General features: G+C 69.8%; 15 protein-coding genes. All 15 read left to right on the forward strand.

Annotated features, from left to right (window positions below; genetic code table 11):
• Positions 1 to 18 precede the first annotated feature (18 nt).
• The 15 genes from QE438_RS02040 (at position 19) to QE438_RS02110 (ending at position 13,688) form a co-directional block, all read left to right on the forward strand.
• Positions 19 to 1,884: a glycosyltransferase family 39 protein gene (locus QE438_RS02040; RefSeq protein WP_306992924.1), complete on the forward strand. Its 1,866-nt coding sequence runs from the start codon at positions 19 to 21 to the stop codon at positions 1,882 to 1,884.
• Between the two features lie 159 nt (positions 1,885 to 2,043).
• On the forward strand, positions 2,044 to 2,550 hold the full coding sequence (locus QE438_RS02045) for a YceD family protein (RefSeq protein WP_130520073.1): 507 nt from the start codon (positions 2,044 to 2,046) through the stop codon (positions 2,548 to 2,550).
• 45 nt (positions 2,551 to 2,595) lie between these two features.
• Positions 2,596 to 2,790 (forward strand): 50S ribosomal protein L32, encoded by a 195-nt coding sequence (gene rpmF / locus QE438_RS02050; protein WP_130520075.1) that lies wholly within the window; start codon positions 2,596 to 2,598, stop codon positions 2,788 to 2,790.
• 86 nt (positions 2,791 to 2,876) lie between these two features.
• Positions 2,877 to 3,872, forward strand: coding sequence for a beta-ketoacyl-ACP synthase III (locus QE438_RS02055; RefSeq protein ID WP_306992921.1), 996 nt, complete (start codon positions 2,877 to 2,879; stop codon positions 3,870 to 3,872).
• 237 nt (positions 3,873 to 4,109) lie between these two features.
• The gene (locus tag QE438_RS02060; RefSeq protein ID WP_306992919.1) at positions 4,110 to 4,901 is read left to right on the forward strand and encodes a serine/threonine protein phosphatase; all 792 of its coding nucleotides are present in this window, start codon (positions 4,110 to 4,112) and stop codon (positions 4,899 to 4,901) included.
• Between the two features lie 109 nt (positions 4,902 to 5,010).
• Entirely contained in the window at positions 5,011 to 5,958 is a 948-nt protein-coding gene (gene fabD, locus QE438_RS02065) for an ACP S-malonyltransferase (RefSeq protein WP_306992917.1), read from the forward strand.
• Positions 5,955 to 6,704, forward strand: coding sequence for a 3-oxoacyl-ACP reductase FabG (gene fabG / locus QE438_RS02070; RefSeq protein ID WP_130520082.1), 750 nt, complete (start codon positions 5,955 to 5,957; stop codon positions 6,702 to 6,704). The genes fabD and fabG overlap by 4 nt, the downstream gene beginning before the upstream one ends.
• Before the next feature lie 116 nt (positions 6,705 to 6,820).
• Positions 6,821 to 7,060, forward strand: a complete 240-nt coding sequence (gene acpP / locus QE438_RS02075) for an acyl carrier protein (RefSeq protein WP_130520084.1) — start codon at positions 6,821 to 6,823, stop codon at positions 7,058 to 7,060.
• 128 nt (positions 7,061 to 7,188) lie between these two features.
• Positions 7,189 to 8,427, forward strand: coding sequence for a beta-ketoacyl-ACP synthase II (gene fabF, locus QE438_RS02080; protein ID WP_286577101.1), 1,239 nt, complete (start codon positions 7,189 to 7,191; stop codon positions 8,425 to 8,427).
• 81 nt (positions 8,428 to 8,508) lie between these two features.
• A complete protein-coding gene (locus QE438_RS02085) occupies positions 8,509 to 9,867 on the forward strand; it encodes an aminodeoxychorismate synthase component I (RefSeq protein ID WP_306992914.1) in 1,359 nt (452 codons plus the stop codon).
• Between the two features lie 126 nt (positions 9,868 to 9,993).
• A complete protein-coding gene (gene mltG, locus QE438_RS02090) occupies positions 9,994 to 11,121 on the forward strand; it encodes an endolytic transglycosylase MltG (RefSeq protein WP_306992911.1) in 1,128 nt (375 codons plus the stop codon).
• Positions 11,118 to 11,765, forward strand: coding sequence for a dTMP kinase (gene tmk, locus QE438_RS02095; protein WP_130520092.1), 648 nt, complete (start codon positions 11,118 to 11,120; stop codon positions 11,763 to 11,765). The genes mltG and tmk overlap by 4 nt, the downstream gene beginning before the upstream one ends.
• Complete coding sequence (locus QE438_RS02100) at positions 11,762 to 12,721, forward strand: DNA polymerase III subunit delta' (protein ID WP_130520094.1); 960 nt, start codon at positions 11,762 to 11,764, stop codon at positions 12,719 to 12,721. Before tmk ends, QE438_RS02100 begins: the two co-directional genes overlap by 4 nt.
• On the forward strand, positions 12,718 to 13,065 hold the full coding sequence (locus QE438_RS02105; protein WP_130520096.1) for a PilZ domain-containing protein: 348 nt from the start codon (positions 12,718 to 12,720) through the stop codon (positions 13,063 to 13,065). Before QE438_RS02100 ends, QE438_RS02105 begins: the two co-directional genes overlap by 4 nt.
• Positions 13,062 to 13,688 (forward strand): hypothetical protein, encoded by a 627-nt coding sequence (locus tag QE438_RS02110; RefSeq protein ID WP_306992909.1) that lies wholly within the window; start codon positions 13,062 to 13,064, stop codon positions 13,686 to 13,688. Before QE438_RS02105 ends, QE438_RS02110 begins: the two co-directional genes overlap by 4 nt.
• Positions 13,689 to 13,694: the final 6 nt, after the last annotated feature.

Genomic DNA, 13,694 nt, shown 5'->3' on the forward strand with positions numbered 1-13,694 from the left:
TCCGAGTGTAGCGGCTATATGAATGAAGAAGCGCGCGCACAGCGCACGTTCCTGGCGCTGTGGATCGTCCTGACTGTCATCAAGGTCATGATCGCCGCGCGCCTGCCGCTGTTCGTCGACGAGGCGTTCTACTGGCAGGAAGGACGCCACCTGGCCGCGGCGTATTCGGACCTGCCTGGACTGACCGCGTGGATGACGCGTCTGGGCACGTTGATCGGTGGGCAGCATGTGCTGGCGATCCGGCTGCCGTTCCTGCTGCTGTCGGCGCTGCTGCCGTGGCTGCTGGTCGGCATCGGCACGCGCTGGTTCAGCGCGGTGGCCGGCTGGCGCGCGGGCAGCCTGCTGCTGCTGATGCCGCTGTCGGGCAGCCTGGGCATCCTGGCCATTCCCGATGTGCCGATGGCCTTCGCCACGGTCCTGTGCCTGGATGCAGGCGCGCGCCTGCTGCGCCAGATCGATGCGGCCGGCGCGGCCGAGCTCGCGCTCGGCCTGGCCATCGGCGCGCTCAGCCACTATCGCTTCGTCGGCGTGATCGGCACCGGGCTGATCGCGCTGCTGCTGATTCCCGAAGGCCGGCGCGTGCTGCGCGATGTGCGCGTGTGGGTGGCGCTGGCGCTGGGCGTGGCGGCCTGGGCGCCGCTGATCGCCTGGAACATCGAGAACGCCGACGCCGGCCTGCGCTTCCAGCTGGTCGAGCGCCATCCGTGGACCTTCCAGTGGACCGGGCTGTGGTTCCTGCTGGTGCAGGCGGCGCTGGTGACGCCGCTGCTGTTCTTCGCCCTGATCACGGTGCTGACCCGCGCGCTGCGCAAGGGTGACGCGCTGCCGCCGCAGCGGCGCTACTTCGGCCTGCTGGGCGCGGTGTCGACGATCGGCTTCTTCGTGCTGGGCTTCTTCGCCGATGTCGAACGCGTCAGCTTCCACTGGCCGCTGCCGGGCTATCTCCCCCTGCTGCTGGCCGTGCCGGTGCTGCTGCGCACCTGGTCGCCGTGGCTGCGGCGCGCGACCTGGACGCTGTGCGGGCTGGGCCTGGCCAGCGTGCTGGGCTATTACCTGATCGCCTCGGTGCCGCGCTGGCGCGCCGACCTGGCCGGGCAGAAGTTCTATCCCTACAACTTCGCCGGCTGGAACGTGCTGGCCGACGCGGTGCGCGAGGAACTGGCGCGCGCGCCGGAGCCGACCGGCATGCTCGCCGACAACTTCAAGGTCGGCGCCGAGCTGGGCTTCGCGCTGGGCGACGATGCGATCCCGGTGCTCGACCATCCGCTCAACATCAAGCACGGCCGCGCACCACAGCTGCGCCTGTGGGGCCTGCACAGCGACGGCGCCAGCCCGACCGCACAGCTGCTGGTGGTCGGCGCCAGCGAGGTGTCCTACAAGGATCTGCTGGTGCAGTACCACTTCCTGTGCTCGCAGGTCGGGCCGCTGCCGCCGCCGCGGGTGATCAATGTCGACCACGGCCGTCAGCGCTTCCTGCTGTTCCGCCTGCCGCGCCGCGATGCGGCGGCGCTGGAGGCCGCCCGCGCGCAGCCGTGCGTGACCCCGGCGATGGCCTGGATCGATACGCCGGTGGGCGGCGCGGACGTGTCGGGCGTGTTCGACGTGGCGGGGTGGGCGTTCAAGGACGGGGTCGGGCTGGATGCGGTCGAGGTGCTGATCGATGGCCGGGTCGTGGCCCGCGCCCGCTACGGACTGCCCGCGCCGGGCGTGGCCACCTACTGGAAGATCTCCAACGACCCGCAGCATCCGGACGTGGGGTTCGGCGTGCGGGTGGATGCCAGCGGTCTTGCGCCGGGCCAGCACTGGCTGGGACTGCGCCTGCACGGGCGCGACGGCAGCGTGGAGGACTGGTCCGAGCAGCCGATCCGCGTGCGGAAGCCTTGAGGCCGGCGGCGCCGGCCGAACGGTCAGGCCGCTCGGCGGCCATCTGCCAAGGCCGGGGGAGGCGGAGCGGGGCAGGGCCGCGGCGATCGGCGCTCCAGGCCGGGCGACGATCCGGCGCATTTGACATGACCAGGCCGGCTCTTTAACATTTTGCGGCTTATGTCCGCGCACGTGCCCGAAACCCTGGATATCTGGCGCATGGTGGCCGGGCGGCGCAGTCTCGAAGGCAGGGTGCCGCTGGCGGCCTTCCGCCGGCTGGACGGGCTGCTGACCGATGCACAGGGCGAGGTGGGCTTCACGATGCAGTTCGATCGCGATGCGCTGCAGGTGCCCTATGTGGAACTGACGATCGATGCCGCGTTGCCGCTGGAATGCCAGCGTAGCCTGCAGCGGTTCCTGTTCCCGGTGTCGATGGTGCAGCGGCTCGGCCTGATCCGGGACGAGGCCGAGGAAGCGGCGTTGCCGCCGGAGATGGAAGCGCTGCTGGTGCCCGAAGACGGCATCCTGCGCACGCTGGACCTGGTGGAGGACGAACTGGTGCTGGCGGTTCCCGCCGTGCCGATGGATCCGGAATTGCCCGCGGTGGAGCTTGACGCTGCCCCGCAGCAGGAAGAACTGGCGAAGGCCAACCCGTTCGCGGGCCTGGCCTCGCTCAAGAAGAACTGACCGCCCCGCAGGCGGTTGAATCGCAGACACGTTTGGAGCAAGACCATGGCAGTTCAGAAATCCCGCGTCACCCCGTCCCGTCGCGGCCAGCGCCGCGCCCACGACGCCCTCACCGCCAAGCAGCTGGCCACCGACCCGACCACGGGCGAGACCCACATCCGTCACCACGTGACGGCTGACGGCTACTACCGCGGCAAGAAGGTCATCGCGACCAAGTCGGCTGTCGTCGACGAAGAATGAGCCTGACGGCGCGCGTCGTTTAAGCACGCGCGCCCGATCGCCGCATCATTCAGGCCCGTCTTGCGGGTCGCGCAACGGGAATCACGATGAGCCAGCCGGTGACGAACGGTCGTATCTACTCGCGTATCGCAGGCACAGGCAGCTGCCTGCCGGACAAGGTGGTGACCAACGACGATCTGTCCAAGATCGTGGACACCAGCGACGAGTGGATCCGCACCCGCACCGGCATCCGTGAGCGACGCATCGCCGGCGAAGGCGAGACCAGCGCCTCGCTGGGCCACCTGGCCGCCCTGCGCGCGCTGGAAGCCGCCGGCGTGGCGCCGTCCGAGCTGGACATGATCGTGGTGGGCACCACCACGCCGGATCTGGTGTTTCCCTCCACCGCCTGCCTGATCCAGGCCAAGCTGGGCGCCGAAGGCTGCATGGCGCTGGACGTCAACGCGGCCTGCTCGGGCTTCATCTTCGCCCTGTCGGTGGCCGACAAGTTCATCCGCACCGGCGATGCCCGCACGGTGCTGGTGGTCGGCGCCGAGACCCTGACCCGCATCACCGACTGGAGCGATCGCACCACCTGCGTGCTGTTCGGCGACGGTGCCGGCGCGGTGGTGCTCAAGGCCGATGCGACCACCGGCATCCTCAGCACCCACCTGCATGCCGACGGCAGCAAGAAGGAGCTGCTGTGGAATCCGGTCGGCGTGTCCTCCGGTTTCAAGCCGGAAGAGCCCAACAACGGCTCGCGCATCCTGATGAAGGGCAACGACGTGTTCAAGTACGCCGTCAAGGCGCTGGACGCGGTCGTGGACGAGGCCCTGTCGGCCAATCAGCTCGACAAGACCGACCTGGACTGGCTGGTGCCGCACCAGGCCAACCTGCGCATCATCGAAGCCACCGCCAAGCGTCTGGACATGTCGATGGAGCAGGTGGTGGTCACCGTCCACCGCACCGGCAACACGTCCTCGGCCTCGGTGCCGATCGCACTGGACGAGGCCGTGCGCGATGGCCGCATCCAGCGCGACCAGCTGGTGCTGCTGGAAGCCTTCGGCGGCGGCTTCACCTGGGGCTCGGTGCTGCTGCGCTTCTGAGCCGCCCTTGCGGCGGGCGCCAGATCGCTCGTCCGCCAGCCACCCGATTTCTTCAGCGATCCAGGGCCGGCGCAAGCCGGCCTTGACGCATGGTGCGTGTTGTCAGGCATGCCTTCGGCCCGTCTGTGCTGAACGCAACGTGGCTTGCGTCCGACCCCAAGTTGTAATGGCGTTAACGCTTCGGGTTTAACATGTTTCCGACATGTCGGGTCCAGGCCCGAGGCGCGAGAAACCCCCATGGTCGAACCCATCCTCATCGACGGCCGGCAAGCCTGGCTCAAGCATTACCGCGACGGAGGCAGCCGCCTGCTGTCGCTGGGCGCGCTGAAGTTCATCGCCGACAAGCTCGGCATCGATCCCCTGCGCCCGCCGCCGCACCACGTCGGCGCCGGCGCGCTGGATACCGAGGCCCGCCGCCTGAGCGAGCTGGCCGCGCAACGCGTGCACGTGCCCGAAGTGATCGGCCGCGGTCGCGCCTCGCTGGTGCTCAGCGACAACGGCAAGTCGCTGGCCAGCTGGCTGCGCAATGCCCGCGACGATGCGCAGTGCGATCAGCTGGTGCGCCTGGCCCTGGAGGCGATGGCCAAGGCGCATGCGCAGGGCGCCTATCTCGGTCAGCCCTTGCCGCGCAACATGACCTATGACGGCCAGCGCATCGGCTTCATCGACTTCGAGGAAGATCCGCTGGAGGTGATGAACCTGGCCCAGGCGCAGGCGCGCGACTGGCTGATGTTCGGCTATGGCGTGGCGCGCTACTACGAGCACCGGCCCGAGGCGCTGCAGGCGCTGATGCACGAGGCGATGGCGCGCGATGCCAGCGACGTGCAGCAGCAGACCCATCGGGTCACCGGCCGCCTGCAGCGGCTGGCGGCGGTGTGCAATCGCCTGGGGCGCAAGTCGCGCCGGCTGGCGCATGCGCTGCTGGTGCTGCATGCGGCCAGCACCTTCAGCGTGCTGATCATCGGCACGCTGGCCATCGACTGGTTCAGCGACGGCGACCTCGACGTGCTGCGTCTGCTGCTGGGATGAGCCGCGCGCCATCGCGAGGCCGACCGCCGGCATACGCCCCAGTACAGACGGCGCGCGCCTTTCACGCTTATCATCGCCGCTCGTTTTTCCCAGCAGGGCGTTTTTGCGCGTGACTGACACCTCACTTGCCTTCGTGTTTCCCGGCCAGGGATCGCAGTCGATCGGCATGCTGGCCGAACTGGCCGAGCTGCACCCGCAGGTGCGCGACACCTTCAACGAGGCCTCCGACGGCGCCGGCACGGACCTGTGGGCGCTCTCGCAGGGCGGCCCGGAAGAACTCCTCAATCGCACCGAATACACCCAGCCGGCCCTGCTGGCCGCGGGCATCGCGGTGTGGCGCCTGTGGCGCAAGGAAGGCGGCCCGACGCCGGCCCGGCTGGCCGGCCACAGCCTGGGCGAGTACACCGCGCTGGTCGCCGCCGGTGCGCTGTCGCTGCGGGATGGCGCGCACCTGGTGCGCATTCGCGGTCAGCTGATGCAGGAGGCCGCGCCGGCCGGCGTCGGCGCGATGGCCGCCGTGCTCGGCGCCGAGGACGCGCTGGTGGCCGAGGTCTGCGCGCAGGTCTCCGGCAGCAAGGTTGTGGTGCCGGCCAACTACAACTCGCCTGGCCAGATCGTGATCGGCGGCGACGCCGAGGCGGTCGATGCGGCCATCGCCGAACTCAACGCGCGCGGCATCCGCAAGACGGTCAAGCTGGCCGTCAGCGTGCCCTCGCACACCCCGCTGATGCGCGAGGCCGCCAACCGCCTGGCCGAGACCATCAAGGGCCTGTCCTGGCATCTGCCGGCGCTGCCGGTGGTGCAGAACGTCGATGCCCAGGTGCACGATTCGATCGAGTCGATCGCCGAGGCGCTGGTGCGCCAGCTGTATCTGCCCGTGCGCTGGACCGATTGCGTGCAGGCGCTGGCCGCCGGCGGTGCCACGCGCATCGCCGAATGCGGGCCGGGCAAGGTGCTGACCGGACTGGTCAAGCGCATCGACAAGTCCCTCGACGGCCGCGCGCTGTCCACCCCGGCCGACTTCGCCTCGGCGCTCGAGACCTGGAAGACCGCATGAACGCTGCACTCCCCCTGGCCGGCGAGATCGCCTTGGTGACCGGCGCCAGCCGCGGCATCGGCGCGGCCATCGCCGACACGCTGGCCGCGCAGGGCGCCACCGTCATCGGCACGGCGACCACCGACGCCGGCGCGCAGGCCATCGCCCAGCGCATGGAGACCCTGGGCGGCCATGGCCGGACCCTGGACGTCACCGACGCCGAGGCGGTCGAGGCGCTGATCGATGCCACCGCCAAGGAGTTCGGCCCGGTCTCGATCCTGGTCAACAACGCCGGCATCACCCGCGACAACCTGCTGATGCGGATGAAGGACGAGGACTGGAACGCGATCCTGGACACCAACCTGTCCAGCGTGTTCCGCACCTCCAAGGCGGTGATGCGCGGCATGATGAAGGCGCGCCGCGGCCGCATCATCAACATCGCCTCGGTGGTCGGCGTGACCGGCAACCCGGGCCAGACCAACTACGCCGCGGCCAAGGCCGGCATCATCGCCTTCTCCAAGTCGCTGGCCAAGGAGATCGGTTCGCGCGGGGTCACCGTCAACGTGGTGGCGCCCGGGTTCATCGATACCGATATGACCAAGGCCCTGCCCGAGGACGCGCGCGCGGCCCTGCTGGGCCAGATCGCGCTGGGCCAGCTGGGCGAGCCGGCCGACATCGCCAACGCCGTGGCCTTCCTGGCCGGGCCGGGCGCCAAGTACATCACCGGCGAGACCCTGCACGTCAACGGCGGCATGTACATGCCGTAAGGCAAAAATCCGCCCTAAGTGGCTGATTCACGGGGCGATACGCGCACGCGCGCGTAACGTCCTGTTTCCACTACACTATCCCGTGTTTACTACCCACCTCCGTCTGGAGCGAATCCATGAGCAGCATTGAAGAACGCGTCAAGAAGATTGTTGTCGAACAGCTTGGCGTCAAAGAAGAAGAAGTCACCACCAACGCATCGTTCGTGGACGATCTGGGCGCCGACTCGCTGGACACCGTCGAGCTGGTCATGGCGCTGGAAGAAGAGTTCGAGTGCGAAATTCCGGACGAAGAGGCCGAGAAGATCACCTCCGTCCAGCAGGCCATCGACTACGTCAAGGCCCACGTCAAGGCCTGATCGGCGCTGACGCCATGCATCACGCCGGGGCCGCGCTTGCGGCCCCGCGCGCATCTGGTCGCAGGTGCGCCGACATCCCTGTCAACGCCGGTTCTGGACCGGCCTGCAGCATTGCGGAGTAGAACGTTATGAGCCGACGTCGCGTCGTCGTTACCGGCATGGGCATGGTCTCGCCGCTGGGCAACGACCTGGTCACCAGCTGGGACGGCATCAAGAATGGTCGCTCGGGCATCGGCCCGCTGACCTCGTTCGATGCCTCGACCTTCGCCACCCGCATCTGCGGCGAGGTGCGGGATCTGGACATCAGCCAGTTCATCCATCCCAAGGAAGCCAAGAAGATGGATGCCTTCATCCATTACGGCATGGCGGCCTCGCTGATGGCGCTCGAGGACTCGGGCCTGGAAGTCACCGAGGCCAACGCCGAACGCATCGGCGCCATGGTCGGTTCGGGCATCGGCGGCATCCTGGGCATCGAGCAGCAGACCGAGAAATACCTGGAGGGCGGCGCGCGCAAGGTCTCGCCGTTCTACATCCCCAGCACGATCATCAACATGCTGCCGGGCCACCTGAGCATCATGAAGGGCCTCAAAGGGCCCGGCTTCTCGGCCGTGTCGGCGTGCGCGACGGCCAACCACTCCATCGGCATGGCCATGCGCACCATCCAGTACGGCGATGCCGACGTGATGGTCTGCGGCGGCGCCGAGCGCGGCTCCTCGCCGACCTCGATGGCCGGCTTCTGCTCGATGAAGGCCATGTCCACCCGCAACGACGATCCGACCCGCGCCTCGCGGCCGTGGGACGCCGAGCGCGACGGCTTCGTCATGGGCGACGGCGCCGGCATCCTGGTGATCGAGGAGTACGAACACGCCAAGGCCCGCGGCGCGCGCATCTACTGCGAGCTGGCCGGCTTCGGCGCCAGCCAGGACGCCTGGCACATGACCGCGCCCAGCGAGAACGGCGACGGCCCGGCGCGCTGCATGACCATGGCGATGAAGGACGCCGGGGTGAACCCGGAAGACGTGGCCTACCTCAACGCGCACGGCACCTCCACGCCGCTGGGCGACCTGGCCGAGACCCTGGCGATGAAGCGCGCCATGGGCGATCACGCCTACAAGATGATGGTCAGCTCGACCAAGTCGATGACCGGTCACCTGCTCGGCGCCGCTGGCGGTGTGGAGGCCATTTTCTCGGTGATGGCGCTGCACGAGGGCGTGATCCCGCCGACCATCAACCTGGACAACCCGGGCGAGGGCTGCGATCTGGACTACGTGCCCAACGTGGCGCGCGAGAAGAAGATCGACGTGGCCATGTCCAACGGCTTCGGCTTCGGCGGGACCAACGGCACGCTGGTGTTCAAGCGCCTCTGAGCGTGCCGCGCCATGCAACACCCGCATCGGGAGCGGCCTCAAGGCCGCTCCCGATGTGCATTGCGGGATGACGATGCTTCCATGCTGATCCACGACCTGCCCGGCGATACCGACCTGCTGGCCCTGCAGCGCAGCGTGCCGGCGCGCTATCCGCTGCTGATGGAGTCGGTCGCGTCCGGCACGGTGCATGGGCGCTGGGACCTGCTGCTGGCGAGCACGGGCGAAGGCCTGCGCCTGGACAGCGATGGCGTGACCCGCACGCTGGACGGCGCGCCGCTGGACGGCGATTTCCTCCGACTCCTCGATGCCGCGTGGCAGCCGCTGCGCACGGCGCGTGCGGCCTCGCCCTGGCCGTTCCCCGGCGGCTGGGCGCTGAGGCTGGATTACGAGCTGGCCGCCCAGGTCGAGCCGGTGCTGGCCTTGCCGCAGGGCGAGGGCGCCGGTGCGGTGGCCTTGGCGCTGCGGTGCCCCGCCGCGGTGCTGCGCGATCGCGCGAGCGGCCGCTGCGTGGCGGTGGCCGAGCCCGGGTGTGAGGCGCTGCTGGAGCTGATCGCCGCGGATCTGGCGCGTGCGGCGACGCTGCCGGCGCCGGTCTGGCACGCGCCCGAGGCGCTGCACGAGGACGCGCCCGAGCGTTTCACCGAGGGCGTGCGCCGCATCCTGGACTACCTGGTCGCCGGCGACGTGTTCCAGGTGAATCTCTCGCGCGGCTGGCAGGCGCGCTTCGCGCCGCGGCTGGACCCGGCCGCGCTGTACACGCGGCTGCGGGCCAGCAATCCGGCGCCGTTCGCCGGGCTGTTCCAGTACGAGGGACACGCCGTGGTCAGCGCCTCGCCCGAGCGGCTGGTGTCGGTGCGCGAGGGCGTGGTGGAAACGCGCCCGATCGCCGGCACCCGCCCGCGCTTCGCCGGCGACGATGATGCCGCGCGCATCCGCGAGCTGGTCGGCCACCCCAAGGAGCGCGCCGAGCACGTGATGCTGATCGACCTGGAGCGCAACGACCTGGGCCGGGTGTGCAGGCCGGGCACCGTCGAGGTCGACGAGCTGATGACGGTGGAAAGCTATGCCCATGTGCATCACATCGTCAGCAACGTGCGCGGCCGGCTGCGCGCCGGGGTCACGCCGGGGCAGGTGATCGCCGCGACCTTTCCCGGCGGCACCATCACCGGATGTCCCAAGGTGCGCTGCATGCAGATCATCGCCGAGCTGGAGCAGACCCCGCGCGGGGCCTATACCGGCGCATTCGGCTGGCTGGGGCGCGATGGCGACATGGACCTCAACATCCTGATCCGCAGCGCGCAGCTGGACCATGACCCGCACGGCACCACGCTGCGCTTCCGCACCGGTGCGGGCATCGTGGTCGATTCGGACGCGCAGGCCGAGCTGGACGAGACCCGGGCCAAGGCGCGCGGGATGCTGCTGGCGCTGGGGCAGGCGTGAGCGAGCAGGGGTGAGGAGCGAGCGAAAGCCGAATTCCGGCCCTGGCTCACCTCGCTCCCCGCTCCGCTGCGCTCACTTCTCCGGCTGGTATCCTGCCGCCCACTTCCGTCATTCCCCCGAATCGCCGTGGCGTCAGGTTGCAAGCGTGGTTGCCGCGCCCTCGTGTTCCTCCTCGTGCTGCTGGCGCTGGCCGTGGCCGCCGTCGGCGTGTGGGGCCGGCAGCACTACCAGGCCTTCCAGTCGCAGCCGCTGCCGGGGCTGAAGCCCGACCAGGTGGCGCAGGTGCGCCAGGGCGACAGCTTCCGCGGCGTGCTGGCGCATCTGCGCGCGCAGGGCATCACCACCGGTGCCGACATCGAGTGGCAGCTGCTGGCGCGTCAACTCGACGCGGCCGGCAAGCTCAAGGTCGGCGAGTACGCGCTCGAGCCCGGCGTGACCACGCCGCGTTCGCTGCTGCAGGCCATGCGCGCCGGCCGCACGATCCAGTACCGCTTCACCATCGTCGAAGGCTGGAACATCCGCCAGCTGCGCGCCGCGCTCAACGCCGCCACGCCGCTGCGTCACCAGACCATGCAGCTGGACGATGCGGCGCTGATGGCGCAGCTCGGCCACCCCGGACAGCATCCGGAAGGCCGGTTCCTGCCCGAGACCTATCTCTATGCGCGCGGCGATTCGGACCTGGACGTGCTCAAGCGCGCCCACGAGGCCATGGACAAGACGCTGGCCGCGCTGTGGGCTACCCGTGCGCCCGAGCTGCCGCTGGATTCGCCCGAGCAGGCGCTGGCCCTGGCCTCGATCGTGGAGAAGGAGACCGGCATCGCCGAGGAGCGCGCGCAGATCGCCGGGGTGTTCGTGCGTCGCCTGCAACTGGGCATGAAGCTGCAGACCGACCCGACCGTGATCTACGGCATCGGCAGCCGCTACGACGGCAACATCCGTCGCAGCGACCTGACCACCGATACGCCGTACAACACCTATACGCGCACCGGGCTGACGCCCACGCCGATCGCCATGCCCGGCCGCGCCGCGCTGGAGGCCGCGCTGCATCCGGCCCAGGGCGACGCGCTGTACTTCGTCGCGCTGGGCGACGGCAGCGGGCGGCATGTGTTCTCGGCCACGCTGGACCAGCACAACGCGGCCGTGCGCCAGTATCTGGACCGCCTGCGTCGCCCGCCGCTGCCGGAGGACGCCGCCACGGCGCCCGGTGACGCCCAGGCCGCGCCGGCGCAGGACGCCAAGGCCAGGCAGCCGTGAGCGCGCGTCCGCTCGAACACCGGCACTTCCTCAGCCTGGAAGGCGGCGAGGGTGCCGGCAAGACCAGCGCGCTTGGCGCGATCCGCGAGACCCTGCAGGCGGCCGGGCACGAGGTGCTGTTGACCCGCGAACCGGGCGGCACGCCGCTGGCCGAGCGCATGCGCGACATCGTGCTGCAGCCGGGCGACGAAGCCCTGGCGCCGGAGGCCGAACTGCTGCTGATGTTCGCCGCGCGCGCCCAGCACGTGCAGCGCGTGATCGCCCCGGCGCTGGCGCGTGGCGCCTGGGTGGTGAGCGACCGCTTCACCGATTCCAGCTACGCCTACCAGGTACATGGGCGCGGTCTGGATCGCGCGCTGGTGGAAGACCTGGAGCAGCGCGTGGTGCATGTGGCGCCGGCGCTGACCCTGCTGCTGGACCTGGACGTGCGCGTGGGCCGCGCACGCACCGCCGGCCGCGACCTGTGGCCGGACCGCATCGAGCGCGAGCAGGACGACTTCTTCGAACGGGTGCGCGAAGGCTACCGCCGGCGCGCGCAGGCCTTCCCGCAGCGTTTCCGCGTGATCGACGCGGCGCAGTCGCCGCAGGACGTGGCCGCGGCCGTGCGCCAGGCCGTGCAGACGTGGTTGGACACGCAGGCATGAGCGCGGCCGCGTTCACGCCCTGGCAGCAGCGCGCCTACGATCAGGCGCTGGCCGCGCTGCAGGCCGGGCGTCTGGGCCACGCGCTGGTGCTGGCCGGTCCGGCGGGCGTGGGCAAGCGTGCGGTCGCCGATCGCCTGGCGCGCTACGTGCTCAGTGCAGGCGCGCCCGATGGCGACAACCGCGACACCCAACTGATCGACGCCGGCACCCATCCGGATCTGCAGCGGGTGTCCTTCATCCCCACGCGCGATGGCACCAAGCTGCGCACCGAGATCGTGATCGACCAGATCCGCGAGCTCTCGCAGAAGCTCTCGCTGACCCCGCAGTACGGCCGCGCGCAGGTGGCGATCATCGATCCGGCCGACGCGGTCAACACCGCGGCCTGGAACGCCCTGCTCAAGACGCTGGAAGAGCCCCAGCCCGGCCGCTACCTGTGGCTGCTCAGCGCCGAGCCCATGCGCCTGCCGGCCACCATCCGCAGCCGCTGCCAGCGGCTGGAGATCCGCCTGCCAGCGCGTGAGGAGGCGCTGGCCTGGCTGGCGGCGCAGGACTATCCGCACGGCGCGGCGGCCGAGGCGCTGGACGCCGCGCGCGGGCATCCCGGCCTGGCCCTGTCGTGGCTGGCCGAGGGCGGCATGGCGCTGCGCCGCGAGGTCGCCAGCGATCTGGCCAAGCTCGAACGCGGCCAGGTGTCGGCGGTCGAGACCGCCCAGCGCTGGGCCGGCGACGAACACGCCGCGCTGCGCCTGCGCTTCGCCGCCGAGCTGGCGCTGACCCAGTCGGCCGATGCGGCCTTGACCGATCCTGCGCGATTGAACAAGCTGGCCGCGTGGTTCGACGCGGCCAACCGCACGCGCGACCTGCTGCGCACCACGGTACGCGCCGACCTGGCGATCGTGGACCTGTTGCTTGCCTGGCGCGGCACGCGTGATGCGTCGAATGGAGGACGAGGATGAATGCAACAAAGGGCGGCATCCTGTCGCTGACGGTGAAGGACAAGGCCCAGCTGTACAGCGCCTACATTCCCTTCGTGCGCAACGGCGGCATCTTCGTGCCCACGCCCAAGCGTTACTTCCTCGGCGACGAGGTGTTCGTGCTGCTGACCCTGCCCGAGTCCAGCGAGCGCCTGCCGGTGGCCGGCAAGGTGATCTGGGTGACGCCGGTCGGCGCCCAGGGCGCCCGCACCGCCGGCATCGGCGTGCAGTTCAGCGAAGGCGGCGAGGGTGACGCGGTCCGCAACCGCATCGAGACCCTGCTGGCCGGCACCCTCAACGCCGACAAGCCGACGCACACGATGTGAGCGCGCGCTGGCTCCTCGGGCAATTTCGGGGAGTGTGGCTGGCGGTCTGCGTCTGTCTGGCGCTGCCGATGTCGCCGTCGGCGCAGGCGGAGATTCGCCGCATCGAAGTGTGGACGGATCAGGCGCCAACGGCGCTCTGGAAGCGAGCCTCGCCGTTCCAGCATCGCTACACGCTGGAGACCGAACTTGGCGACAGCGTGCGCATGGTCAAGGTGGAGCAGGGCGAAGATACGCCACGCGAAAAGCTCCGGATCCGTTTCCAGTACCAAACCAGTCTGGCGCTCGGTGACGAGGGGCCGCATCTGGATCTGCTGGATTGGAAGCACTGCACGACGGCCTGGCAGTCCATCGCCGACCCGGGTGACGGGCACTTCAATATTCCGCCGCCCACAACGCGGCAAGCCAGTTGCTTTCCGTCGTTCGGTCAGGCCGAACTGCTCGCTGCGGTACGCGCTCATGGCGGCGAAGGGAAGTGGATCACGCTGGCCAAGGACGTCTCGCGCGCCGGGCAGGGCGCGTCCTATGTCGCCCCGAGCCTGCTGCGCATGCAGGTGCAGCGCTGGGACGGTGCGGCGTGGGTGGTCGACCTGGAATTCGATGTACCCATCGCGATGGGCTGCTGAGCCAGA

Origin of the sequence: Pseudoxanthomonas sp. SORGH_AS_0997, assembly GCF_031453535.1 — a bacterium.
Classification (GTDB): Bacteria; Pseudomonadota; Gammaproteobacteria; order Xanthomonadales; family Xanthomonadaceae; genus Pseudoxanthomonas_A; species Pseudoxanthomonas_A winnipegensis.